This window comes from Rhodococcus opacus (genome assembly GCF_012396235.1).
GTDB lineage: Bacteria > Actinomycetota > Actinomycetes > Mycobacteriales > Mycobacteriaceae > Rhodococcus_F > Rhodococcus_F opacus.
In genome coordinates this window covers 182,539-207,994 of sequence record NZ_JAAXPA010000010.1, presented here as the reverse complement: position 1 = coordinate 207,994, position 25,456 = coordinate 182,539, and the positions used below count along the sequence as shown (strand labels likewise).

Annotated in this window: 22 protein-coding genes; 7 read left to right on the top strand and 15 right to left on the bottom strand. The window is 68.9% G+C overall.

Annotated features, from left to right (window positions below; genetic code table 11):
- Nucleotides 1-16: 16 nt before the first annotated feature.
- From HGB39_RS16180 to aspS, 10 genes are all read right to left on the bottom strand, one after another.
- Complete coding sequence (locus HGB39_RS16180; RefSeq protein ID WP_054248842.1) at nt 17-844, bottom strand: shikimate dehydrogenase; 828 nt, start codon at nt 842-844, stop codon at nt 17-19.
- Nucleotides 834-2,543, bottom strand: coding sequence for an endolytic transglycosylase MltG (locus tag HGB39_RS16175; protein ID WP_054248843.1), 1,710 nt, complete (start codon nt 2,541-2,543; stop codon nt 834-836). The genes HGB39_RS16180 and HGB39_RS16175 overlap by 11 nt, the downstream gene beginning before the upstream one ends.
- On the bottom strand, nt 2,540-3,076 hold the full coding sequence (ruvX, locus tag HGB39_RS16170) for a Holliday junction resolvase RuvX (RefSeq protein WP_039950486.1): 537 nt from the start codon (nt 3,074-3,076) through the stop codon (nt 2,540-2,542). Before ruvX ends, HGB39_RS16175 begins: the two co-directional genes overlap by 4 nt.
- Nucleotides 3,077-3,078: 2 nt before the next feature.
- Entirely contained in the window at nt 3,079-5,751 is a 2,673-nt protein-coding gene (alaS, locus tag HGB39_RS16165) for an alanine--tRNA ligase (protein ID WP_005573023.1), read from the bottom strand.
- 122 nt (nt 5,752-5,873) lie between these two features.
- Nucleotides 5,874-7,307 carry a replication-associated recombination protein A gene (locus HGB39_RS16160; RefSeq protein ID WP_005262330.1) on the bottom strand — a complete coding sequence of 478 codons (1,434 nt, stop codon included), beginning with the start codon at nt 7,305-7,307 and terminating at the stop codon, nt 5,874-5,876.
- A 54-nt stretch (nt 7,308-7,361) separates the two neighbouring features.
- Complete coding sequence (locus tag HGB39_RS16155; protein ID WP_043793408.1) at nt 7,362-8,537, bottom strand: phosphotransferase family protein; 1,176 nt, start codon at nt 8,535-8,537, stop codon at nt 7,362-7,364.
- A 65-nt stretch (nt 8,538-8,602) separates the two neighbouring features.
- Nucleotides 8,603-9,553 carry a transglutaminase family protein gene (locus HGB39_RS16150; protein ID WP_005573021.1) on the bottom strand — a complete coding sequence of 317 codons (951 nt, stop codon included), beginning with the start codon at nt 9,551-9,553 and terminating at the stop codon, nt 8,603-8,605.
- The gene (locus HGB39_RS16145; protein WP_064080038.1) at nt 9,550-12,129 is read right to left on the bottom strand and encodes a circularly permuted type 2 ATP-grasp protein; all 2,580 of its coding nucleotides are present in this window, start codon (nt 12,127-12,129) and stop codon (nt 9,550-9,552) included. The genes HGB39_RS16150 and HGB39_RS16145 overlap by 4 nt, the downstream gene beginning before the upstream one ends.
- A complete protein-coding gene (locus HGB39_RS16140) occupies nt 12,129-13,100 on the bottom strand; it encodes a DUF389 domain-containing protein (protein ID WP_005574240.1) in 972 nt (323 codons plus the stop codon). The genes HGB39_RS16145 and HGB39_RS16140 overlap by 1 nt, the downstream gene beginning before the upstream one ends.
- A 70-nt stretch (nt 13,101-13,170) precedes the next feature.
- Complete coding sequence (gene aspS, locus HGB39_RS16135; RefSeq protein WP_005574242.1) at nt 13,171-14,979, bottom strand: aspartate--tRNA ligase; 1,809 nt, start codon at nt 14,977-14,979, stop codon at nt 13,171-13,173.
- A gap of 143 nt (nt 14,980-15,122) precedes the next feature.
- Between aspS and ypfJ the strand changes: the two genes are divergently transcribed.
- From ypfJ to HGB39_RS16120, 3 genes are all read left to right on the top strand, one after another.
- Complete coding sequence (gene ypfJ, locus HGB39_RS16130) at nt 15,123-16,049, top strand: KPN_02809 family neutral zinc metallopeptidase (protein ID WP_005574245.1); 927 nt, start codon at nt 15,123-15,125, stop codon at nt 16,047-16,049.
- A gap of 65 nt (nt 16,050-16,114) precedes the next feature.
- Nucleotides 16,115-16,741: an ArsR/SmtB family transcription factor gene (locus tag HGB39_RS16125; protein WP_005262343.1), complete on the top strand. Its 627-nt coding sequence runs from the start codon at nt 16,115-16,117 to the stop codon at nt 16,739-16,741.
- 2 nt (nt 16,742-16,743) lie between these two features.
- Nucleotides 16,744-17,460, top strand: a complete 717-nt coding sequence (locus HGB39_RS16120) for an SRPBCC family protein (RefSeq protein ID WP_005574247.1) — start codon at nt 16,744-16,746, stop codon at nt 17,458-17,460.
- Nucleotides 17,461-17,477: 17 nt separating this feature from the next.
- Here HGB39_RS16120 and HGB39_RS16115 read toward each other — a convergent pair whose 3' ends face one another.
- Nucleotides 17,478-17,933 carry a hypothetical protein gene (locus HGB39_RS16115; protein WP_043793763.1) on the bottom strand — a complete coding sequence of 152 codons (456 nt, stop codon included), beginning with the start codon at nt 17,931-17,933 and terminating at the stop codon, nt 17,478-17,480.
- Between the two features lie 125 nt (nt 17,934-18,058).
- On the opposite strand from HGB39_RS16115, the gene HGB39_RS16110 reads away from it, so the two are divergent.
- A complete protein-coding gene (locus HGB39_RS16110; protein ID WP_005574251.1) occupies nt 18,059-18,481 on the top strand; it encodes a PPOX class F420-dependent oxidoreductase in 423 nt (140 codons plus the stop codon).
- Here the strand turns inward: HGB39_RS16110 and HGB39_RS16105 are convergent.
- The gene (locus tag HGB39_RS16105; RefSeq protein WP_005574252.1) at nt 18,468-19,511 is read right to left on the bottom strand and encodes an Rv2578c family radical SAM protein; all 1,044 of its coding nucleotides are present in this window, start codon (nt 19,509-19,511) and stop codon (nt 18,468-18,470) included. The genes HGB39_RS16110 and HGB39_RS16105 overlap by 14 nt on opposite strands.
- Nucleotides 19,512-19,619: 108 nt before the next feature.
- On the opposite strand from HGB39_RS16105, the gene HGB39_RS16100 reads away from it, so the two are divergent.
- From HGB39_RS16100 to HGB39_RS16090, 3 genes are all read left to right on the top strand, one after another.
- On the top strand, nt 19,620-20,018 hold the full coding sequence (locus tag HGB39_RS16100; RefSeq protein ID WP_005574254.1) for a RidA family protein: 399 nt from the start codon (nt 19,620-19,622) through the stop codon (nt 20,016-20,018).
- Nucleotides 20,019-21,238: 1,220 nt separating this feature from the next.
- Nucleotides 21,239-21,529: an ANTAR domain-containing protein gene (locus HGB39_RS16095; RefSeq protein ID WP_005262351.1), complete on the top strand. Its 291-nt coding sequence runs from the start codon at nt 21,239-21,241 to the stop codon at nt 21,527-21,529.
- 5 nt (nt 21,530-21,534) lie between these two features.
- On the top strand, nt 21,535-21,909 hold the full coding sequence (locus HGB39_RS16090; RefSeq protein WP_005574257.1) for a WhiB family transcriptional regulator: 375 nt from the start codon (nt 21,535-21,537) through the stop codon (nt 21,907-21,909).
- A 544-nt stretch (nt 21,910-22,453) separates the two neighbouring features.
- Here the strand turns inward: HGB39_RS16090 and HGB39_RS16085 are convergent.
- The 3 genes from HGB39_RS16085 to HGB39_RS16075 form a co-directional block, all read right to left on the bottom strand.
- The gene (locus tag HGB39_RS16085) at nt 22,454-23,071 is read right to left on the bottom strand and encodes a sigma-70 family RNA polymerase sigma factor (protein ID WP_005574258.1); all 618 of its coding nucleotides are present in this window, start codon (nt 23,069-23,071) and stop codon (nt 22,454-22,456) included.
- A 476-nt stretch (nt 23,072-23,547) separates the two neighbouring features.
- Nucleotides 23,548-24,357 (bottom strand): ABC transporter permease, encoded by an 810-nt coding sequence (locus tag HGB39_RS16080; protein WP_005574260.1) that lies wholly within the window; start codon nt 24,355-24,357, stop codon nt 23,548-23,550.
- Entirely contained in the window at nt 24,354-25,280 is a 927-nt protein-coding gene (locus tag HGB39_RS16075; RefSeq protein ID WP_054247873.1) for an ATP-binding cassette domain-containing protein, read from the bottom strand. Before HGB39_RS16075 ends, HGB39_RS16080 begins: the two co-directional genes overlap by 4 nt.
- Between the last annotated feature and the right edge of the window lie 176 nt (nt 25,281-25,456).

The window sequence follows — 25,456 nt, the reverse complement described above, 5'->3', positions numbered from 1 at the left end:
TCCGGCCTGTGGACAACTAGCCCAGAGCGGCTGCCATCGCCTCGCGCGGCGCCGGGCGACCGGTAAACTGCTCCACCTGCCCGAACGCCTGGTGCAGGAGCATCGAGAGCCCGCCGACGACGGTTCCCCCGGCCGCCTCGACCGCCGCGGCCAGCGGGGTCGGCCACGGGTCGTAGATCGCGTCGAGCACGAACGGCGCCCGCCCGAGAATGTCCGCGTACTCGGTGATCGCGGCGGACGGAACGGTGCTGACGAGCGCGGACGCCGCCGCGCACCGGGCACCGAGTTCCGGGCTGTCGAAGCCGAGCAACCGGACGTCGAGCCCCACCGATTCCGCGCACCCCAGTGCACCTGCCGCGCGACCCGCGTCCCGTGCCACCACGGTCACCGATTTCACGCCCATGTCGGCGAGCGCCACGAGCGCGGGCCTCGCCGTTCCCCCGGCGCCGACGACGACCGCCTCGCCGCCCGCGATGGTTCCGACACCACCCGCGGTGAGCGCACCGCTGACCCCGTCGACATCGGTGCAGTCGGCACGCCAGCCACCCTCGAAACGGACGAGGGTGTTCGCCGAGCCGATCGCCACCGCCCGTTCGGTGCGCTCGGACGCGAATTCGAGTGCGGCGATCTTGCCCGGCATCGTGACGGACAGACCGACCCATTCCGGGCCGAGCCCGGACACCAGGCCGGGCAGCCGCTCCCCGTCGCACTCGATCCGGTCGTACGTCCACCCGGTGAGACCGAGCGCCCGGTACGCCGCGAGGTGCAGTTGCGGCGAGCGCGAATGCGCGATCGGGCTGCCCAGCACCGCAGCTTTGCGTGCGGTCACCACTTCATCGTCCACTGTTGAGAATCCCGTTGTTCAGGGCCTGGTCGATGTTGGCCAGGTGTTCGTCGTAACTCTTCGTGAACAGGGTCGTGCCCTTCGAATCGACCGTCACGAAGTAGATCCAGTCGCCCGGCGCCGGTTGTTCGACGGCCTGCAACGCTCCGATGCTCGGCGAGGAGATCGGCGTCGCGGGCAGCCCGGGGCTGGCGTACGTGTTCCAGGGTGTCACCTGTGCGCGGTCGGCGTCGGTGGTGGCCAGTTCGGTGGTGTCGAGCGCGTAGTTGACCGTCGAGTCGAACTGCAGCGCCTGGTTGACGGCGAGCCGGTTGAGGATGACGCGAGCGACCTTCGAGAAGTCGTCCGGCATCGCCTCCCGCTCCACCAGTGACGCCGCGATCAGCATCTTGTACGGCGTGAGGCCGACCTGGTTGCCCGCGGTGAGGATGCCGGTCTTCTCGTAGCTCGCGGAACTCTCGGTGACCAGCCTCTGGAGTATGGCGGCGGGGCCGGCGGTCGGATCGAAATCCCAGCTGCCCGCGGCGATCAGTCCCTCGAGCTGACGATCGCGGTCCGGAACACCGGCGACCGCGTCCTTCGCCCAGTCGGGAACCCCGAGCGCGGACAGGTCGCCCGCACCGGCGGCGTTGAGGTCGTCGTAACCGATGCACTGCTCCTGGCCGGCCTCACCGATGCAACTAGCCTCGGAGATCAGGGTGTAGATCCCCTTCTTCTTGGCCCCCGTCTGCACATCGGTGGTGTCGTGGAGTTGCCTGCCCTCGGAGATGATCATCTGCCCGACGCGGGAGGCAGGGTCGACCAGTTCTTGCACGGCATCATCTGCCGGGATCTGGGTCGAGAGGCTGTAGAAGCCGGGTTGCACCGAGTTCATCGCGTTGCTCTGGACTGCGGCGTTGAAGAAGGCTGATCCGCTGGCGACGACGTCCCGCTCGGCCAGAGTGGAGGCGATCTCCTCGGCGGTGTCGCCCGGATGGACCTGCACGACCACTTCGGGACCACCCGGACCCGCGTAGTCCGCGGGGGCGTCGGGACCGCCGAAGAACATCTTGCCGCCGACGAACACGATGCCGACCAGCACTATCAGGACCGTCGCGGCCGCGAGGGCGCCGAACAGTTTTCCTCGGCGTGCGCGGCCCTTGGCCTGTTTGCGGCGGCGGGCCTGCGTGCGGGCGTGGGCGCGCGTCGGTGGGATCTCCTCGGGGATCGCCGAGATTATCTGCGTCTCGGCCTCCGCGAACGCGACATCGGGCTCGTCGGGCGGTGTGTCGTAGCGGTCGTCGGGATAGGTGTGGGCCTCGTACTGCTCGTCGACATGCACCGGCTCGTCGGCGTAGGCGGGCTCGTCGTACGCGCGGTCGTCGACTGCCGGTGCCCGGTAGGCGTGGGCGTCGCCGTACGAACGGGGACCGTATCCGTCCTCGTAGACGGGCTCGGGATCGAACGGCTGCTCGTATACCGGGTTCTCGTACGCGGACTGCTCGTACACCGGTTCCGTGTAGTCGGCGTGGGGTTCGTCGACGTGACGGTCGTCGTACACCACCGCGTGGCGCCCCGTGGTGACGACGTCGTCGTCCTCGGCGGGCGGCGCGTAGTCGACCTGGTCGTCGTCCTCGTCGAGGTAGCGGTGCCGTCGGGGTTCGCGGGGGACGTACTGGAATTCGGGTCGCTCACCTACGGGTCGCCGATGATTGCTCACTGGCCTCCCTCCGGTAGCTGCACGTCCCCACCTGAATCCCCTGCATTCACCGACCTGCTCCGCTCGTCCAACCATCCCTGCAAGATCGCCACCGCCGCAGCCTGGTCGATCACAGGACGCTGGCCCCTCGCACTGACACCGCTCTCGCGAAGCGCCCGCGCGGCAGTGACGGTCGTCAGACGTTCGTCCGCCATCCGCACCGGTACCGGGTCGACCTTCCTTCGCAATCGCTTCGCGAACACAGTAGCGATCGAGGCGGCCTTCCCCCGTTCACCCCGCAAGGTCTGCGGCAGACCGACGATAACCTCCACGGCCTCGTATTCCTCGACAATGTCGGCAATGCGCCGGATATCCGGCGCGTCGGGTCCCCGCTCCTTGGACCGGGGCACCGTCTCCACGGGGGTGGCGAGGATCCCGTCGGGGTCGCTCGACGCGACGCCGATCCGGACGCTGCCCACATCGATGCCGATGCGCCGACCACGCCCAGGGTCGTCGACTCCCGGTCGATCCGGACCCTGTTCCGCGTGATCCACCGCTACTGGCTCCCCACCTTGTCCGCCACTTGTCCCCGGACAGCGTCGAGGGCGGCCGCAATTCCGCTGGTGTCGGAACCGGAACCCTGTGCCATGTCGGCCTTTCCGCCTCCGCGGCCGCCGATCTTCGGACCGAATCCCTTCACGAGGTCGCCGGCCGCCACGCCGAGTTCCTGAGCCGCCTTGTTCACGGCCACCACGAACGGAACCTTGCCGTCGACGTCGCCGAGCAGCACGACCACGGCGGGCTGGGTGCCGAACCGGCCGCGGATGTCTGTGACGAGCCCACGCAGGTCGTTGCCGCCGACACCGGCCGGGGCGGAGTCCGCGACCAGCAGCACCGGCCCGACCCGCTGCGCCTTGTCGACGAACGTGCCCGCCGCGGCGAGAACCGCCTGCGCACGGGTCTGCTCGAGTTCCTTCTCCGCCACCCGAAGTCGCTCCACCAGCGCCTCGACGCGGGCAGGCACTTCTTCCGAGGGCACCTTCAGCGACGACGACAGACCGGCGAGGAGCGCGCGCTCCTTGGCCAGGTAACGGTACGAATCGAGCCCGACGTAGGCCTCGACGCGGCGCACACCGGAACCGACGGACTGCTCACCGAGCAGTGTGACGTTGCCGATCTGCGAGGAGCTGCCCACGTGAGTTCCACCACACAGCTCCATCGAGAACGGTCCGCCGATCTCGACTACCCGCACCTCGTCGCCGTAGTTCTCGCCGAACAGCGCCATCGCGCCCATCGACTTCGCCTTGTCGAGGTCGGTGACGAATGTGTTCACCGAGTAGTCGGCGGCCACCGCCTCGTTCGCGACGACCTCGATGTCCTGCTTCTGCGCTTCCGTCAGCGCGCCCTGCCAGGAGAAGTCGAAACGCAGGTAGCCCGGCTTGTTCAGCGAGCCGGCCTGAACCGCGTTGGGGCCGAGGACCTGTCGCAGCGCGGCGTGCACCATGTGCGTGCCGGAGTGCCCCTGGGTGGCACCCTTGCGCCACGCGGCGTCGACCTGCGCGAGCACGACGTCGCCCTCGGTGAGCTGACCCTCCTGCACGGTCACCTTGTGGACCCACAGCTTCTTGGCGATCTTCTGGACATCGTTGACCTTCACCCGCAGTCCCGGGCCGGTGAGGGTACCGAGGTCGGCGATCTGTCCACCCGCCTCCGCGTACAGGGGGCTGCGGTCGAGGATGACCTCGACGTCCTGGCCGGCCGTCGCGACGGGGACCCGCTGCCCCTGCGAGATCAGCGCGAGAACGTGTGCCTCGGAGACCAATTCGTGGAATCCGGTGAACTCGGTGGGTCCGCGGTCGAGGAGTTCCTTGTAGACGGTCAGGTCGGCGTGCGCGTGCTTACGGGCCTGGGCGTCGTCCTTCGCGCGCTGCCGCTGTTCCGCCATCAGCGTGCGGAAGCCCTCCTCGTCGACGGTCAGGCCGGCTTCGGCGGCCATCTCCAGGGTCAGGTCGATCGGGAAACCGTACGTGTCGTGGAGCGCGAACGCCTGGTCGCCGCCGATCGTCGACTTGCCGGACGCCTTCACCGACTCGGCGGCGCCTTCGAACAGCTTCGAGCCGGACGTGAGGGTCTTGAGGAACGCGGTCTCCTCCCCCACCGCGACCGTCTCGATGCGGCCGAAGTCGGTGTCGAGGACGGGGTACGACGGTGCCATCGTGTCGCGGACGACGGTGATGAACTCACGCATGCTGGGCTTGTCGGCGCCGAGCAGCTTCGCGGACCGGACGATGCGCCGCAGCAGGCGGCGCAGGACGTAGCCGCGCCCGTCGTTGCCGGGGTTCACGCCGTCGGCGATGAGCATCGCGGCGGTGCGCGCGTGGTCGGCGATGACCCGGAAGCGCACGTCGTCGTCGTGGACGGCGCCGTACTTGCGGCCCGACAGTTCCTCGGCCTTCGCGATGACCGGGCGCACGAGGTCGGTCTCGTACACGTTGTCGACGCCCTGGAGCAGGAACGCGACGCGTTCGACGCCCATGCCGGTGTCGATGTTCTGCTTCGGCAGCGGGCCGAGGATCTCGAAGTTGTCCTTGCTGATGCCGAGGCCACGCTCGTTCTGCATGAACACGAGATTCCAGATCTCGATGTAGCGGTCCTCGTCGGCCTCCGGGCCGCCTTCCTTGCCGTACTCGGGGCCGCGGTCGTAGTAGATCTCCGAGCACGGGCCGCAGGGGCCGGGAATGCCCATGGACCAGTAGTTGTCGGCCATGCCGCGGCGCTGGATTCGCGATTCGGGAACGCCGACCTCGTCGCGCCAGATGTCGCGGGCCTCGTCGTCGTCGAGGTAGACCGTCACCCAGATGCGCTCGGGATCGAAGCCGTAACCCCCGTCGGCGACGCTCGAGGTCAGCAGCGACCACGCGTGCTTGATCGCGTCGCGCTTGAAGTAGTCGCCGAACGAGAAGTTGCCTGCCATCTGGAAGAACGTGTTGTGCCGTGTGGTGATGCCCACATTCTCGATGTCGAGGGTGCGCACACACTTCTGGACACTGGTCGCCCTCGGGTACGGCGGCGTCTGCTGGCCGAGGAAGAACGGCACGAACTGCACCATCCCGGCGTTGACGAACAGCAGGTTCGGATCGTCGAGAATCAGCGAGGCGCTGGGTACCTCGGTGTGGCCTGCCTTGACGAAATGGTCGAGGAAGCGCCGGCGAATCTCGTGGGTCTGCACGTCAGTGATCCTTATTGTCTGTCTCGAGGGCAACGATGGGTCGAACTACAGGGTCGAACCGGGGTCCAGCCGCTGGGGTGCGGTCGCCGGGCAGCCGGGCACACCCGGCGGTTCGGCCACATTCAGCTTAACCGGCCACCCTGACGGTTCGTGCCGCGGACGATGGCGCGCAACTTGTCCACGCGCCCCGCGATGTCCCGCTCACCGCCGTGAGTGGTGGGCTGGTAGTAGTCGACACCGACCAGCTCGTCCGGCGGATACTGCTGCGCCAGTACCCCGTCGGGGTGGTCGTGGGGATAGCGGTACCCGACGGCGTTGCCGAGTTTCGCCGCCCCCGCGTAGTGGCCGTCGCGCAGATGCGGCGGGACGAGTCCGGCGTTTCCGGCGGCGACGTCCGCCATCGCGGCGCCGAGCGCGGCGATGACGGCCCCCGATTTGGGAGCGGTCGCGAGGTGGATCGTGGCCTGCGCGAGGGCCAGGCGGGCCTCGGGCATACCGATCAGCTGCACCGCCTGCGCCGCGGCGGTCGCCGTCTGCAACGCGGTGGGGTCGGCCATCCCGATGTCCTCGCTGGCATGGACCACCAAGCGCCTCGCGATGAAGCGGGGGTCCTCGCCCGCGGTCAGCATCCGCGCCAGGTAGTGCAGGGCGGCGTCGACGTCCGAGCCGCGGATCGACTTGATGAACGCGCTGATCACGTCGTAGTGCTGATCGCCGTCGCGGTCGTAGCGGACGGCCGCCTTGTCGACGCTCGCCTCTACGGTCGCGAGGTCCAGCAGCACCGGACGGTCCGCGTCACCGGCCTGGTCGAGCGCAGCACCCGCCGCCGCCTCGAGCGCGGTGAGCGCCCGGCGGGCGTCGCCGGCCGCGAGGCGCACCAGATGATCCATCGCGTCACCCGCGATCTCGATCTCCCCGCCGAGACCCCGCTCGTCGGTGCGGGCCCGCTCCAGGAGGTTCTCGATGTCGTCCGCCGTCAGCGACTGCAGTTGCAGGACGAGCGAGCGGGACAGCAGCGGGGACACCACGGAGAACGAGGGGTTTTCGGTGGTGGCGGCCACGAGCAGCACTATCCGGTTCTCCACCGCCGCCAGCAGGGCGTCCTGCTGGGTCTTGGAGAAGCGGTGCACCTCGTCGATGAACAGCACCGTCTGCTCGCCCGCGAGGAGGCGGCGGCGGGCCAGTTCGATGACGCCGCGCACTTCCTTCACCCCGGCGGACAGCGCGGACAGCGCCTCGAAGCGGCGGCCGGTGGCCCCCGAGATCAGCGACGCCAGCGTGGTCTTGCCCGTGCCGGGCGGACCGTACAGGAGGACGGACGCGGCCCCCGACCCCTCCACGAGGCGTCGCAGCGGCGCACCGGGGCCCAGGAGATGCTGCTGCCCGACCACCTCGCCGAGCGTGCGGGGACGCATGCGCACGGCCAGCGGTGCGTGGTGGTCGACCGACACCGGACCGGGAACCGATCGCGGGGCCGCCGCCTCGTCGGGCTGCGCCGTCTCGAACAGGCCTGCCGACTCGTCCTCGCCGACATCCGAACCGAAAAGATCGCTCACAAGTTCGACGCTACTGGAACCGCACCGTCCGACCCAGTCCGGCCGGACCGCGGGTCAGCCGACGGACAGTCCCCGGATCTTGTCGGCGATGACGCGGGCATGGTGGGCGACCACCGTGTTCCCGGCGTGATCCGCCGAACGCGCCAGCTTGTCCCAGCGCTGGGTCAGCGCCTCGGACCGCGGCACGGACAGGTGGTGCTCGCGGACGGCGGCGATCCGCGTGTGGTTCTCCGGCAGGAACAGGTAGGTGCTGAGCCACACCCAGATCAGTTGCGCCTCGACCATGCGGGCGGCGAGCACGTTGTCGTCGGCGAGCGCGGGCCACATCCCCACGACCTCCGCGCGCCAGGCCTCGATCATCGCCTGTGTCCGGTCCTCGGACAGGTCGATGCTGCACAGGCAGCCGGGGAACGAGACCAACGCGTACGCGATGTCGAGCATGGCGTCGCGGAAACCGCCCCACTCGTAGTCGAGGAACCGCACGCCCTCGTCGTTGACGATGATGTTGTCCGGGCACAGGTCGGACGGGCTGAACGCCCGGAACCGGCCGCTCTCGAACAGCTTCGCGGCACGCGCCACCTGATCGGTCAGATCCGGCGAGACGTCGACGCGGAGGATCTCGGACAGCAGGCCGGGCACGGCGGGCACCGCACGCTCCACCTGCTCGGCCACGGTGTCGTCGCAGTGCGCCACCTCGGCGCGGCGCAGCAGCGCGGTGAAGTCCTCCTCGCGGCCCACGGTGGCTGCGTGCATGCGCCCAAGTGCCTGGGCCATGGCCATCAAGGTGTTCGTGACGGTGTCGGAGTCGGAGTGCTCGAGGAGGGCGCTGATCGGGGTGGCGTCCCCGAGGTCGCTGAGCACGAGGAGCCGGGCGTCGAGGTCGGAGGCGAGCAGTTCGGCTCCGGGGCGGCTGTCCGTCGCCAGCGCCGTGGCGAACTGGTACGAGACGGCCTCCCGGAGGAAGGCGCTGCGGCTGTCGCCGGTGAGATCGTCGGGATCGACGGCCCGCGCGCCGGACACCCCGGACTCCTCACGGACCTGCTTGATCACCAACGTCCGCGGCAGGGAGAACGGATTCTCCGCCACGCGCACACGAAGCACGATGGTGCGGCCACTACCGCCGAGATCCACGGGATCCACCAGTGTCACGGGTGCCCCTGTGCGACGGGTGAGCAGCTTCTCGGCTGCGGCAACTACCTCTGAAACGGGGTCTGCCAGTATTGCAGTCATCGCGGACCAACTTACCTGCTAGTGACACGGATCATCGAGTCCTCCACCGGAAGCCCGGATGAATTTCAGCATTTCGGCTGATCCGGCGCGAGCACTTCGATCGGCGCCACGTCAACCGACACCGCAATGGTGCTGTTTCGTGCCTCTGTGTATATGACACCCCGCAGCGGCGGCACGTCAGCGTAGTCCCGACCCCACGCGACCACGGTGTACCGCTCGTCGACCAGCTGGTCGTTGGTGGGGTCGAAGGCGAGCCACCGGTCCCCCGGCATCCACACGGCCGCCCAGGCGTGGGTCGCGTCGACGCCGATCATCCGTTCCTTGCCGGGCGGCGGCTGCGTCGCCAGATAACCGGACACGTACCGGGCCGCGAGTCCGCGCGACCGCAGGCAGGCGATGGCGAGCCGGGCGAAGTCCTGGCACACCCCCGACCGCTTCTCCAGCACCTCCGCGACACGCGTGGAGATCGACGTCGAGCCCGACTTGTACTGGAAGTCGCGGTGGATGCGAGTGGTGAGATCGACCACCGCGTCGACGAGGGGCCGTTCCGGCGGGAAACTCGGCGCCGCGTACTCGCGGACCGCATCGCTGATCTCGGGGGGTTCGAGGTCCAGCACGAACTGCTGCGCCATCGCCCCCTCGGTTCCCACGGGGCGGGACAACTCCCACGGCGCGTTCGCCGGTGCGGCGGCGAGCCTGGTCTTGTCCGGACCGTACACCTCGATCTCGGACTCGGCCGCCACGACCAGTTCCTCGTGCGGCGCGCTCACCTGGAAGTACAGGTCCCGGTTGCCGTAGACGTCGGACCCGGTGGAGCGGTCCGCGGGCACCGGCGAGATGTCGACGATCGAACTCACGCACCGCTGTTCCTCGGTGTCACGGGGCAGGAGGTAACCCCGGCCGTACGACGAGGACACCGGCCCCGAGTACGTGTACGTGGTGCGGTGGGTGATCTTGTATCGGCGCAGCACCGGCCGTTCCGCTACCTCGTCCGTACGGGGCGACGCGTCGGTCATGCGGGAACCCCTCCCTGCGAGGCGCTCCACGTCGTCCCGCTGCCCCACAGCGGCTGGGTGCCACCCGGCAGCGACAGCTGACCTTTCAGCATCACGTCGGACAGTTCGCTCAGCAGTGCGCGCATCGTGGTCGTCAGCCCACCCAGCTCCTTCCGGGACCCGTTCGCGTCCACCGATTCGAGTCGAGCGGGGTCGACGCGTCGCACGGTATTGACCATGTCCTCGACGAGCCGCTCCGCACGCGACGCACCCGAGGCGTCCGGCAGTGCGGCCAGATTCGCACGGAGCGCCTCGAGCTGGAACGCCAGCGACCGCGGGTTCTTCACGTCGAACAGCAGCAACTCGGCCACGGCGGCCGGGCGGATGCTCCGATTGCGGCGGCGGTAGACGACGGAACTCTCGGTGGCGACGAGAAGCGATTCGATCACCGCCCGCTCGGTCGCCGGATCCGTCTTCCGTCGCAGCGTGGACTCCACCAGCGCGATCAGGGTGGATGCCCGTTCGATCCGTTTGCCGATGTCCATGACGTGCCAGCCGGTGTCCCGGACCAGTGATTCCGCAGCGACTCCCGACAGGGCGAGCATCCCGCCGAGCACCGCGGACTGCGCCTCGAACAGCACGGACCCGTCGTCGACCGTGTCGGCGGCGACCTGTCCGAGCGCGCGTTCGACGGAACTGAGGACGGCCCAGATGTCGTTCGACAATTGCCCGCGCACGGCCCGCGCGGCCTGCTCGACGCCGCGGACCGCGTGCGCGAGCGACCCGTCCCGGTCGGGGTCGATCGTCAGCGAACGGAATTCCGAGCGCACCCGTCGCTGGTCGGCGGCCGGATCCGAGCCGGAGTCGGCGCCGTGACCGGGCCCCTCCGGGCGTTTCCCGGCGTCGGCGACCCGCAGGACCGTGTCCAGCAGGATCGGGAGGCTTCCCCCGCCCGCGAGCCACGGTCGCAGGCGGTAGTCGCGGTACTTCTCGCCGACGGCGATCATGAGGCGTGCCGCACCCTCGGCGCGCTCGGCGAACCGGCCCATCCAGAACAGTTCGGTCAGTGCGCGCGGCGACGTCATCAGATCGGACGTCGTCGCCGCATACGTGGGCAGGGCTTCCCCGTCCCGGTCGGCGCCGTCCCCCGGATCGGTGGACGCGGTGCGCTGGGCCAGCCGGATCCAGACGTCTTTCGCGCCGGCGTGGCGCCGGTCCCCGCGCTCGGCCCCGGGAACGAGGGACGTGCCGAGACCTCCGGCCATCGGGGTGAATCCCACCTGCTGCGCGACACCGAACAGCCGCATTCCGACCGGTGCGAGGAAGACGTCCCCGGATCCGTCGGCTGCGGGCGCATACGAGGGGTCCGGCACGATCTGCCCGACCCACCGCTCGGGTTCGGCCCGCACCCGGTCCAGCAGGGTGTCCCGGTCGGCGTCACCGAGCTCGGCGGGCACGATCGGCGAACCCCCGTGCACCGCACGCAGCACCATCGACGAGGCATTCGCGAGGATGTGCGACAGCTCCGACCGGTCGCCACCCCAGAAACTCGGCACGGACGGCAGCAGCAGGTCCTCGTCGAAGAGACGACGGCACAGGTCCGGGAGCAGCCGGGTGAGGGCCGGGTTCTCGAGGATTCCGCTGCCGAGGGGGTTGACGACGGTCACCGCTCCCCGGCGCAGCACCTCGACGAGCCCGACCACGCCGGACCGGGAGTCGGGGCGCAGGTCGAGCGGGTCGGCGAGGTCGGCGTCCACCCGCCGGACGATGACGTCGACACGTTCCAGATTGCCGAGGGAGCGCATCCACACGTGGCCGTCGCGGACGACCAGGTCTGCGCTCTCCACGAGCGGGAAGCCGAGGACTGTCGCGAGATACGCCTGATCGAATGCCGCCTCGGACCGGGTACGAGGGCTGAGGACCACGACCAGGGGGTCCTCGGTGCCCGCGGGGGCGGCATCGATCGCCGCGAGCCGCATCGACTGGGCGAACGAGGACAGCGGGCGCGGGCCCACCGTCTCGTAGATGCCGGGCATCGCCCTGGCGACGACGCGGCGGTCCGCCATCGCGTAGCCGGCGCCTGCCGGGGACTGCGTGTGGTCGCGCAGCGCGTGGAAGGTGCCGTCCGCCCCGCGGCCGACGTCGAGTCCGTGCAGGAACAGTTGATGGCGGCCCGGCACCGTGATGCCGTGCGCCGCACGGACGTAACCCGGGTGCCCGAACACCGTGCGGGCCGGCACGGCGCCGCTCCGGACGAGCGCCATCGGTCCGTACAGATCGGCGAGGACCGCGTCGAGGAGGCGGGAGCGCTGCACGAAGCCCGCCGCGAGCTGCTCCCACTCCTCGGCCGCGACTATCAGCGGGACCGCGTCGATCTCCCACCGCGGCGGCGCGGTCGGGGCGTCCGACCCGTCGAGGGGGTTGTAGGTGATCCCGTGATTGTCGACGAGAAGCCGGATGCGGGACTGCAGGCGGCGGACGGAGTCCGGCCCGCCGCCGGTGAAGTCCTGCGCCAACTCCGCCCACGGTTCCCGGACGTCGCCGCCGTCGTCGAAGAGTTCGTCGTAGCCCGCGCCGTCGTGCGGTGAGACGATCATCAGGCCCTCCGCCTCTGTGCCGGCGAGCGCTCTTTCCGTGCCTGTTCGAGGAGCCGGCGCGGATCGCCGCCGCTGCGCAATCGCAGTGCCAGAACCAGAACGCCTGCAATCACGATGCCCACCATGTTGACGCCGAGTTGGAGCGCCGCCAGCGCCGCGACGCGCCATTCGCCCACGGTGACCGCGACGACGGCGAATCCCGCCGCGGGAACGGTGGTGACCGAGATGAAGACCCCGACGAGTGCCGCCGACTTCGCGGACACGAGCGCGAGCATGCCGGCCGCGCCGGCGAGGAGCGCGACGATCAGTGAGAGCGGTCCGACCCGGTAGATGAAATCGACCTGGTCGAGGGACTCGATGCTCTCGAACTCCATCCAGCCGACCCGCTCCATCAGCAGCGTCGCGACCAGCGTCGCCACCATCGCGAACGGGAAACCGAAGAGCAGGGCGATCAGCGACCGCCGGGCCAGACCGAGCTTGCGCCTCATCAGCGCGACGGCGAGTGCGGCGAGCGGACCGAACTCCGGCCCCACCACCATGGCCCCGACGACAGTGATCGGCGAGTCGGTCACCACCCCCACCGCGGCCAGCAGGCAGGCGATGGTGAGGAACGCGAGGAACGTGCCGTTGAGGGTCGACTCCTCGCGCGTCCGGCTGACCAGTTCCTCCCACACGACGCTGTCCGCGGGATCACCCGGAGCCGCCTTCTCCGCGTCGTGTGCGGATTTCGACAGCACCGTGTCGACGGGCTCCACCGTGATCGCACCGGTGCGGTCGATTCCCAGGGCCTCGAGCGCGTCGATCACGTCGTTCGCGGCCTCGCGGGCCACGTCGGTCTGGATCGCGTCACCGGCGGGGTCGATCGCGGCGGCGCGCAGCACCACCACGTGGGTGGCGCCAGGCTCCGCGGCGAGCACACCGAGGACGTCCTCGGTGCGCTCGGCCGGACAGATCACTCGCAGGTGCAACATGGTGTCCCCCGGCTGTTCCGCATCGTCCGGTCAATCGAGTCCCGCCGGCAGATCGCGCCGGCGGGCCCGCCTACTTGGCTGCGGGTGCGTCGAGCTTGGCCGCCGCGGCCTCGCCCTTCGGCTCCGGCTTGGCGTCCACCCCGGACTCCTTGCGCTGCTGCGCGGTGATCGGAGCCGGAGCACTGGTCAGGGGATCGACGCCGCCGCCCGACTTCGGGAACGCGATGACCTCACGGATCGAGTCGACACCGGCCAGCAGGGCGGTGATGCGGTCCCAGCCGAACGCGATGCCGCCGTGCGGCGGGGCGCCGAACGCGAACGCGTCGAGCAGAAAGCCGAACTTCTCCTCGGCCTCCTCGTGGGAGATGCCCATCACCTTGAACACTCGCTCCTGAATGTCCTTGCGGTGGATACGGATACTGCCGCCACCGATCTCGTTGCCGTTGCAGACGATGTCGTAGGCGTACGCCAGCGCGGAACCCGGGTCGGTGTCGAACGTGTCGAAAGACTCCGGCTTGGGCGAGGTGAACGCGTGGTGCACCGCCGTCCAGGCGCTGTAGCCGAGCGCGACGTCGCCGCTCGCGGTGGCGTCCGCGGTCGGCTCGAACAGCGGTGCGTCGACGATCCACACGAACGCCCACGCGTCCGGGTCGATGAGGTTCTGCTTGCGGGCGATCTCGCCACGCGCGGCGCCGAGCAGCGCACGGGACGACTTGGTGGCGCCGGCGGCGAAGAAGATGCAGTCGCCCGGCTTCGCGCCGACGTGCGCGGCGAGCCCCTCGCGTTCGGCGTCGGTGAGGTTCTTGGCCACCGGTCCGCCGAGCGTGCCGTCCTCGCCGACGAGCACGTACGCCAGGCCCTTGGCCCCGCGCTGCTTCGCCCATTCCTGCCAGGCGTCGAGCTGCTTACGCGGCTGGCTCGCACCGCCGGGCATGACCACAGCGCCGACGTATTCCTGCTGGAAGACCCGGAACGTGGTGTCCTTGAAGAACTCGGCGCACTCCACCAGTTCGACACCGAAACGCAGGTCCGGCTTGTCGGAGCCGTAGCGTCGCATCGCCTCCGCGTAGGTCATCCGCGCGATCGGCGTCTTGATCTCGTGCCCGACCAGCTTCCACAGCGACGACAGCACCTCCTCGGCGAGGAGGATGACGTCGTCCTGGTTGACGAAGCTCATCTCGATGTCGAGCTGAGTGAACTCGGGCTGGCGGTCCGCGCGGAAGTCCTCGTCGCGGTAGCAGCGCGCGATCTGGTAGTAGCGCTCGATGCCACCGACCATGAGCAGCTGCTTGAACAGCTGCGGGCTCTGCGGCAACGCGTAGAAGCTGCCCGGCTGCAGTCGCGCGGGAACCAGGAAGTCGCGGGCGCCCTCCGGCGTCGACCGCGTCAACGTGGGTGTCTCGACCTCGACGAACTCGTGATGCGCGAGCACGGCGCGCGCCGCGGCGTTGACCTTGGACCGCAACCGGATGGCGTGACCGGGTCCCTCACGGCGCAGGTCCAGGTAGCGGTACTTCAGGCGCGCTTCCTCACCGGCCTGATCGTCCAGCTGGAACGGCAGCGGCGCGCTCTCGTTGAGGACCTCGAGATCGGTGACGTTGACCTCGATGGCCCCGGTGGGGATCTCGAAGTTCTGGTTGCCCTCGGGACGCACCTCGACCACACCGGTCACCTTGACGCAGTACTCCGCGCGCAGACGGTGAGCCTGCTCGGCGGCGGCGCCCTCCCGGAACACCACCTGGGAGACACCCGACGCGTCACGTAGATCGATGAAGATCACCCCGCCGTGATCACGACGCCTGGCAACCCAACCGGTGAGGGTTACGGTCTGCTGGGCCTGCTCGGCTCGCAATGAACCGGCGAGATGTGTGCGCAGCACGGGATTCCTTTCGAAACATGGGGCAAGCTACTTCGTTGGCTGAGATCCTACGGAGACACCGTGCGTGAGCGGAAACGCATACCCGCTTCACGTGCGAGGCTCGATCGGCACGCACCGGAAAACTCACGAGAAAGCGACGACACATGACCTTCAACGAGGGCGCCCGAATGGACTCCGGCCGGGTGTCGGTCGGGGGCGGGGGCGGCGGTGGTCTCGGCGGCAAGTTCGCGATGGGCGGCGGCGCCGGCGGTCTGATCGTGCTGGTCCTCGCACTGCTCCTCGGCGGCGATCCCGGCTCGCTGCTCGGCGGCCTCAGCGGCACCACCGATTCCGCCGGCCAGAATTCCGGCGCCGGCCTCGCCGGATGCGAGACCGGCGCGGACGCCAACCGCGACGTGAACTGCCGGGTGGTGTTCACCGCAGGCAGTCTCGACTCCGTGTGGCAGCAGGAACTCGCGCCACAGACCGGCACGGCGTACGTGCCGCCGGAGGTCGTGCTGTTCTCCGGTTCGGTCAACACCGGCTGCGGCAACGCCACCAGCGAGGTCGGACCGTTCTACTGCCCGGCGGACTCGACGGCGTACTTCGACACCAGCTTCTTCCAGCTCCTCGTCGACCGCTTCGGGTCCAGCGGCGGACCGCTGGCACAGGAGTACGTCGTGGCGCACGAGTTCGGCCATCACATCCAGAACCAGCTCGGCGACATCGGGCGGGCGCAGGCCGACCCGCGGGGCGCCGACTCGGCCGCGGTGCGAACCGAGTTGCAGGCCGACTGCTACGCGGGCGTGTGGGCCCACTACGCCGATACCCTCCCCGGCCCCGACGGTGGGCCGCCGTTCCTGAACCCCCTCACCGACACCGATATCGACGACGCCCTCTCCGCCGCCTCGTCGGTCGGTGACGACCGGATCCAGCAGTCCGCGGGCGCTCGGGTGAATCCGGAGGGCTGGACGCACGGCTCCTCGGAGCAGCGCCAGAAGTGGTTCGCCACCGGGTACCGGACGGGTCAGGTCCAGGCCTGCGACACCTATTCGGCACGCGATCTGAACACTCCGCCGGCGCTGCGCTGACCACTTGCATCACCGACAATTATATTTGTCTTGACAGAATTTACTGTCGGTGCGAGAGTTGACGCATGTTGGACGTAGCAGTGATCGATCAAGCGGGCGCCGCCGAGATCTCCCTGGACCCGGTCCGGGCACGGCTGCTGGCGGCGCTGGCCGAACCCGGTTCGGCGAGTTCCATCGCCGCGACGGTCGGATTGACGCGACAGAAGGCCAACTACCACCTGCGGGCGCTCGAGGAGCACGGCCTCGTCGAACTCGTCGAGGAACGCAAGAAGGGCAACGTCACCGAACGGGTCTTCCAGGCCACCGCGGCGTCGTACGTCATCTCCCCCGCTGCGTTCGCCGCCCTCGCCCCCGATCCCGACCGGTCGCCGGACCAACTGTCGGCCCGCTGGCTGGTGGCACTGGCCGCGCGCCTGGTGCGTGAGGTCGGCGAGCTGATCGCCGGTGCCACGGCGGCGCGTCAGCCGCTGGCCACCTACGCGATCGACAGCGACATCCGGTTCGCGTCCGCGGCCGACCGGTCCGCCTTCGCCGACGAACTCGGCGAGTCCGTGAAGCACCTGGTGGCCCGATACCACGACGAGAACGCCCCGAACGGCCGCAGACACCGACTCGTCGTCGCACTGCACCCCAGCCTGAAAACACCGTCCGAGCAAGCGAAGTCACCCGACAACCGCCACGAGGAGAGCTAGCCATGTCCGAGAACTTCGAGATTCGCCGCGAGGTCGTCCTGAACGCCACCCCGGAAGAGGTGTTCGCCGCCGTCACCAGCGGCACCGGCGGGTGGATGTTCCCCTCCGAACTCGATCCCGGCGTCGGCAGCGAGGGACCGGACGACCCGACCGTCGTCGCGTGGGAGCCGCCGCAGAAGTTCGCCGTGCGCCAGGAAGGTCCCGACGGCTGGTTCAACGCCCTCGAATACCTCATCGAGGCCCGCGACGGCGGAACCGCGGCGCTGCGCTACGTCCACAGCGGCATCTTCACCGACGACTGGGACGCGCAGTACGACGGCGCCGACAAGCACACCACGTTCTACCTTCACAGCCTCTGCCAGTACGTCCAGTACTTCGCAGGCCGGGCGGCCACCTACATCACGACCGGCGGCCCGGATACGTCCACCGGTCCCGGCGCAATGGCCACCCTCCGCGGCGCGCTCGGCCTGACCGACACCTCGACCACCGGCGACACCGTGTCCGTCGACGTCCCCGGTTTCGGCACCGTCGACGGCGTCGTCGACTACCTGACGCCGCATTTCATCGGCATCCGGACCGCCGATGCGCTGTACCGGTTCTACGGCCGGAACGCGTTCGGCGGGACGGTCGACGCGGCGCACCACCTGTTCGCCGCGGGTGCCGACCAGGAGAAGTCGCAGGACGCGTGGCAGTCCTGGCTGGACAACGTGTTCGCCTGAACCCGCGGCAACGACGCTCAGGACGCGGTGAACTCGCCCCGACCCGGAATGTTCGGGGTGCTGGTGGTGATCTCGATGCCGACCCGGCCCGGCCCCGGATCGAAGTACACGGCTGTCGGTGCGCCCGGACCGTCCCATCCGCTCAACGCCCACTGCTTCGTTCCGGAGGCGCCGGTGTCGAGGTTGCGCCAGTGCAGGGTTCCGTCGACCAGGCAGACCCGGGAGGTGCCCACGAAGTACGTCTTCAACAGAACGTAGTTCGGCCCGTGCGGCTCCGGGTAGTCGGACGACGCCTGGGCGTCGATCCGCCCTCCGCACACGCTGATGTCGCCAGGGCTCAGACCGTGGCCGATCGTGTAGGTGGGGGTCAGGGTCGCCGTATCCGCCGCGGCGGCGGCCGGTGCACCGAGCAGTGCGGCCGCGGCGAGCGAACCCACCACCGCCGATCGGACAACCAGATTTCCCACAGGCATGGCGCTCCTCGGTCGTTGTGCGTCGGGCGAACCCCTCTCCCCTTGTCTCCGGGAATGCGGGGAGCGTTACTCGTCCGCTTGGCTAGTGTCGACGCAGGAACATCGGTTGACTTCGAGGAGTTTCCATGTCGTTCACGGACGAAGAGATCGCCTACCTGCGGTCGCAGCCGATCGCCCGCGTCGCCACCGTGGGCGCAGACGGGCAACCCGACGTGGTTCCCCTCGCGTTCGAGTTCGACGGAACGGACTTCTGGGTGGGAGGTTCCGGACCGTCCGTCACCGGTACCCGCAAGTTCCGGAACATCCGGGCCGGGAACGACAAGGTGTCGCTGGTCGTCGACGACCTGGTGTCGTTCGAGCCGTTCGTCGCGCGATCCATCCGGGTCTACGGCACGGCCGATCAGCCGGTGGAGCGGGACGGAATGGTCGGTCCCGGTCTCTACGTGCGCATCGCACCGACCATCTCGTGGAGCTGGAACATGGCGGGAGAACCTGCCGGCGCCGAATGGTACGAGCCGAGGCGGACCGTTCACGTCAGAACAGAGTGAGCGCCGGTCCGGGACGACCGACACCGACCGGTTCACCGCGATCGGACTCGACGGCCTCGGTGCGCCCGGCCTCCCGATGGTTCGCCCCGCCGCCCAGACCGTACCGGTCGACGAGTGGGTCGACTCGCTGCTTCAGCCACGACTTGTATTCGGGCGGAACGTAGGCCGCCCGCCCGTACAACTGCCGGTATTGACGGACGAGCGCGGGATGCTCCGTCGACAGCCAGTTCATGAACCAGCCTTTGGTGCTGCCCCGCAGGTGCATCGGGAAGACGGTCACACCCGAGGCGCCGGCGTCGGCGATCGATTCGAGTAGACCGTCCAGATGCCGTACCGAATCGGTCAGGAAGGGAATGACGGGGGCCACCATCACATTGCAGGGCAGTCCGGCGTCGGTGATCGCCCGGATCAGATCGAGGCGCGCCTTCGGCGAGGGTGTGCCCGGCTCGATCGACTTCTGGAGGTCGGGATCGTGGATCGCCAGCGACACGCCGATGCTCACCGGCACTTGCTGGGCTGCGAGCGTCAGCAGCGGGAGGTCGCGCCGCAGCAACGTCCCCTTGGTGAGTATCGAGAACGGAGTGGCGGATTCGGCCAGCGCCCGAATGATGCCGGGCATCAGACGGTACCGGCCCTCCGCTCGCTGATAGGGATCGGTGTTGGTGCCGAGAGCGACGTGTTCCCGCTTCCAAGACCTACGCCCCAGTTCCTTGCGCAGCACCGCCGCGACGTTGGTCTTCACGACGATCTGACTGTCGAAATCGCGGCCCGCGTCGAGGTCGAGGTATTCGTGGGTGGGCCGTGCGAAGCAGTAGCGACACGAGTGTGAGCATCCGCGAAAAGCGTTGACAGTGAAGCGGAAAGGCAGTTGCGACTCCTCGGGCATCTTGTTCAGCGCGCTCTTGCAGAGCACCTCGTGGAAGGTGATGCCGTCGAACTCGGGCGTCTGCACGCTGCGCACGAGCCCGGCGCGCTCCAGCCCCGGCAATGCACCGTCGTCGGCGTCGACCGCTTGCCCATCCCACCTCATGGGTACATGCGAACATTTGTTCTAACCGGTGTCAAGACTTCGACCCGCGAGGAGACCGGACCGTCGAGTACGACCGCGCTGGTGAGCGCCGGATCGGCGCTTGCGACAATGTCGCTCATGTCGAACAGAAACAACGTCTCGTCCGGTTCCGAGTGGGAAGCCAAGATCGGCTATTCCCGAGCCGTGCGGATCGGTCAGCTCGTGTCCGTGTCAGGCACCACAGCCTCAGGCCCCGACGGTCCCGTCGGTGGAGACGATCTCGGAGAACAGACCCGGGAGGCACTGCGCCGAATCGAGGCAGCACTCACCGAGGCCGGCGCGAGCACGACCGATGTCATCCGCACCCGCATGTACCTCACCGACATGAGCCGGTGGGAAGAGGCCGGCATCGCTCACGGCGAGGTCTTCGGCGAAATCCGTCCCGCCACCACGATCCTGGAGGTCAGCGCGTTGATCGCCCCCGGCCTGCTCATCGAGATCGAGGCCGACGCCGTCATCCGCGACTGACCCACTCGGAGGCGGCCCCTCACCCAGCGCTCACGCCGCACGCAACAGCGTGATCAGCACCGTCTCGACTTCCGACCGGGCGGCACCATAGCGGGTCCGAGGACGAGGAGGTGGGGCCGCCCGGGGCTTCGCACCAGGCGGCCCCCGATGCTTTCGAGGAACACCGGCTTCCCGAAGGAAGTAACACCGAGGGCCGAGCACGGGCCACCATCAGCGAGCTCGGGTTTCGGGCAGTGCAGATCCCGTATCTCCCGAACGCGACGACTGGTGTGTGAGGTAGTCGCAAGGTGCGGTCTTCCGTCGCCGTGGCACGTGGGTCAGCTCAGGCCCATCCACTGCCGTTGCATTCGATCAGCGCGTACCGCGCCATTCGTCCAGAAATGGGCACGTACCAACCCGGCCGCATCACCGCTCGCGAAATGAGCGCGCATCTGTGGTGGCCCGAGGATCACGCATGGTGCGTGGCGATCGCCATCGACCTCATGACGACCTGCCTCTGTGCGTCAGCGGACTGCGTCGAGGCCGTCTCTCCGCCCCTGAACTTGAAGCACTCCCCGCCAACTCCCGATCAGAAGACAACGTGGGACAGCGACACCGTCAGCCCGGTGCCCGGAAGCCCATCATCGGGAGTCTGACCTCTGTCGTGGTCACACCGGTCCACCCGCATGTGGATCGACGACTGTCTGGGCGCGTCGTCGACAGACACCGGTGAGGAATGTGCAGTCGGTGTGCGGACTTTCGGTCGCCACGCAATGAGGTGTCAGCACGATGGATCCCGGCCCCGGCGCACCGGGTGACCGTTGTCGGTTCTGCGTCAACCCACCCGGTTGCGGCCCAGCATCGAGGTGTTGACAGTTTCGCCATCGCCGCCTCGGGTTCGGGGGAATCGCTCGGCGCCGTCCCGTTGGTCACCTCGTCGACACCGCCAATCATCGGCGGTGTCGGCCCCCGACCACCCCCGGACGAGTCGTTTCCGCCGAGTCGACCAGCACGGCGATCGCCGAGACTCGCCGTATCGAACGGCGTCGGTGAACTGCAACGCGTGGCGCATCGTGGCCGGATGCTGAATCTCGTCGTACCACGCGCCTAGGTATGACTAGGTGAATGTCGGTGTTCTCCGATCGTCTCGCCGACGACTCTGGAGAGAGAACCCGCCGCGCCGGCGGTGATGCGTGGCCGCCCATGCCGCCTGGACCGCGTACGCAGCGAAAGGACTCTCCATGCCCACTGACACCGCTGCCGCAGACGGACGGGACCCTTCGGACAACGCGCGGGCACCGCAACTGTCCGCCGCGGCAACACTCCTGGCCGAGCACTATGGCTGCAGCCGGGATGCCGCCTTTGATGCTCTCCTCGACATTGCCCGCCGCAACCACGCCAGCGTGGCCAACGCGGCCGAGCACGTCCTGTCCAGGCCATCGGCCGTTGACGGCCGGAGAGAGCAGCAGGAACCTCGCATTGCGGTCCCTCCGCAACGTGCGGCGCCCACGACGCCGGCGGTGTTCGAATGAACACGATGCCGCATCCTCCGCCCCTCGACGATTCCCCCACGCGCAGGGACAACGTCACACGCGATTCCGGTGACTGGCAGGCACGTGCCGCGTGCCGTGGTAACGATCTGGCAGTGTTCTTCTCACCCGACGCTGAACGCGGCCACGCCCGCAACCGGCGCGAAGCACAGGCCCGGCAGATTTGCCTGCCCTGCCCCGTGCTCGAACAGTGCCGCGATCACGCACTCGCGGTGGGTGAACCCTATGGTGTGTGGGGTGGCATGACGGAAACGGACCGACGAAGGCACACCAAGCGACTCCACCGCGGTGAGCGCCGACCACTCGGCTCCCAGCACCCCACCCGTGACCGACCGTCCCGCGAATACGACGCTCGGCATTGACTCTTCGGCCGTAGACCGTTCGGAGACCTGTGGGACGTCGCGGACGGCGATCTGCTATCCGTCTCCGGCGCGGACTACTCGACCTCCGGGTCGTTCGGACCCCACCGATTCCTGCTCGTCGATCCGGACACCGCCGGCACGCTGTACGTGACCGCCTACGCCGACGGCGCCGTGTATGCCGTCACCGGCGCACCGGGCGGTGCACCCGCCGCTGTGCTCACCTGACCGGCTACTGCCGAGGGGCCAGTGCGTCCATCCTCGATCTCCTCCGTCTGTTCTGGTACCCATCCCCACGGATCGAGGAGTCACCATGACCAACCCCAATGAGTTCGAAAACCCGTCGACGGATCGGACGGACGCAACCCCTCAGGCTGCGGCGCCCACGTGTTGCAGCACCGAACGACAAGCCACCTGCTGCGATCACAGTGAGAAGTCGACGTGCTGCGGTCCGGCGGCGACGGCGGGCGGCGGATGCGGCTGCCAGTAGCCGTTAGTTCGGCAACAACGGCGGTGCGATCGCTGTCAGCAGAGCCGATGCTCCGGTCTACCGGCCATCCGTGGGTGTGGCTCCGCAGGCGCAGGATCCGCTGCGAGGCTGGTAGTCGTGCACGTGACCGGTCCGGTCCTGGCTGATCTGACAGCAGGCGTGCAATTGGGACTGGAGGGCAGCGCGGCCGCGTTGGACCCGGGATTTCATCCCGGACACCGAGATCCCGGCCTCCCCGGCGGCCGCGGCGTGGGTTCGGGCGTCGAGGTCGACCATCTTCACCGCCGCGGCCTGCTCGGCGGGCAGCCTCGAGAGCATCGGTACCAGGCAGGAGGCGAGTTCCTTCTCCGCCGTCTCGTCGGCGTCCGGTTCGCCGTCGAGGGGGTTGTCGGGGACGGTATCGACCGCCAGCTCGCGGCGATGGGGCGCGGACCGGTAGTAGTCGGTGATCGCGTTGCGGGTGATCGCATACATCCAGCCGAGGAGGCGGTCCTGCTCGCGCAGGTTGTCCAGGCTCTTGGCCATCCGCAGGAACACGATCGACAGAATGTCGTCGGCGTCCTCGGGACGCGAGACCCGGCGGGCGATGAAGGCCCGCAAGTCGCTCGAGAAGCGGCGCCAGAGCTGGTCGAGATCCGCTGGTGTCGTCGCGGTGGTGGCCGTGTCCTCGTTCATGATCTGTGGTTCCTCTCCGTCTTACAGGATCCTCGCCCCGAGGCGCGGTGGCGACCCCTCGGGTCAGGGTCCTTCCAGAGGTTCGGACGACAGTGACCGCGATCGGACGCAGTGCGTCCGAATCCGAAGTTCCTCGTCTGTATGGGTGTCGATGTCGATTCCGGGTTCTCCGGTTCGACGTACCAGTAGAAGCGCGGTGAGGAGGTGAGAGCGATGCTGACCACACATCTGTTGTCGGGTCTGACCAGCGAAGAGGTCGATCTGATCGTGGCGGAGGAACTGCATCTGCTCGACGCCGCCGCATGAGCGCCGTCGACGCCCGCACCGGGCGCATCCGCTGACCACAGCGCTCTCCCAGCCTCTACCCCACTCCACCGGGGTAGGGGCCAGAAGAGTGCCCGGCTCCGGACCAGGAGGGCACACACCAAACCCGCCCTGCCCCTCCCGTTGCGGGATGGGCAGGGCGGGTTCGTCGTTCAGCGGGTGCGTGCCGACCGAACCAGGCGGGTCAGCACGGGCACGGCGGTCACCACCGCCCACAACCCGATCGCCGCGACCAGGGCTGCGGCGGTGTCGCCGGCGGTGGCGGTGCCGAGGACGTGGCCGCGTAGGGCGTCGGTGGCGTGCGCGACCGGATTCACCGTGGCCATGGCTTGCATCCAGCCGGGCATGGTCTCGATCGGCGCGAACGCACTCGAGACGAACATCAGCGGCATCATCACCATCATCCCGGCGAACTGGACGACGTCCGGGCGGCGGAGCCGGTCCCCGATCAGCCCGAACAGGGCGCTCATCGCCCCAGCCAGCACCACCAGCACGATGACCGCGGCGACGGCATCACCTGCAGTGCCGTGGAACTCGAAACCCAAAGCCACGGCGGCGATCCCGAGCAACGCAGCCCGGGCGAGGGTGAAGACGGCCTCGTTGATCGTGCGGGCCACCCCCGGCAACGCCGCCCGCATCGGCAGGGCAGCGAAGCGGTCGTGCACACCGTTGGTGTGATCGATCGCGGCGGAGACTCCGGCGTTGGTGCCGGCCATCACGGTGGAGACGGCGAGCATCGCCGGAGTGAGGAAGACGATGTAACTGACCCCGGCCGGAAAGCCGGGTCCGGCCGCGACGCTGCGGAACACCTGGCTGAACAGCACCAGCATCGCCATCGGCATGGTCAGCGAGAACATCAACAGCTGCGGAACACGCGAGCTGGTGCGCAGGTTCCGGACGGTGAGCGCGGCGAGCTGGTCCCCGATCGGGGACCGCTCGGCCGTGGTGCGAATGGTGGTCATTTGTGGGCTCCGGCGCTGTGGGCGAGGTGGGTGAAGACGTCGTCGAGGCTCGGGGAAGCTACGTCCAGGTCGGTGACCTCGATGCCGCGGTCGTGCAGGTCGGCGACCAGCGCGATCGCGGCGGGGGCGTCGTCGACGGTGACCGACGCCCGAACCCGGTTGTCGTCGACCCGGTCGGTGTCCGGGATGAACGGCAGCGCGGCGAGCTGATGGGCGGGAACGGTCGCGCTGACGACCTTGCCGCCGACGATCCGTTTCAGATCGGTCGGGGTGCCGCGGGCGGCGACCCGGCCCCGGCTGAGGACCACGATGTGGTCGGCGAGCCGGTCCGCTTCCTCGAGGTACTGGGTGGTGAGCACGACCGTGGTGCCCGCCTCGGTGAGCTCGTCCACGACGTCCCACAGCCCGGCGCGGGCGAGGGGGTCCAGGCCCGTGGTCGGCTCGTCCAGGAAAAGCACCGACGGGGATCCGACGAGACTGGCGGCCAGATCGATCCGGCGGCGCGAGCCCCCGGAGAGTTCCCCGACCCGCCGAGCCGCGTACTCGTCCAGACCGAGCCGGTCGATCAACGCGTCGGCCCGCGCTCGGGCGGTGCGCCGCAGCCCGGTCAGGCGGCCGATCAGCTCCAGATTCTCCCGGGCGGTGAGGAATTCGTCGAGCCCGGCGTATTGGCCGGTCACCCCGATCCGGCGACGGACCTCGGTAGCGTCGGCGACAACGTCCAGGCCCTCGATCTGCACGCGGCCGATGGTGGGACGCACCAGGGTGGTGAGGGTGCGGATCAGGGTGGTCTTGCCGGCACCGTTATGGCCGAGCACCCCGAGCGTGGTCCCGGCGGCGGCCACCAGGTCGACGCCGTCGAGAGCCCACGTTGTGCCGTAGGCGACGTGCACATCTTCGATCACGACGGCCGGGGCGCTCATCGCACACCCCCGAACCGGTAAGGGGCGGGGCGGGTAATCGGGTGGGTGGTCATCGGAAGTTCCTCTCGGAAGGTGTGCTCCCACCCGGTGGTGAGTGAGAGTCCGCTTCTTCAGACGAACCAACTTCGAGTTGGACGCACCTGCCACAGAACTAGGCGCCGGTATTGCGGGATGCC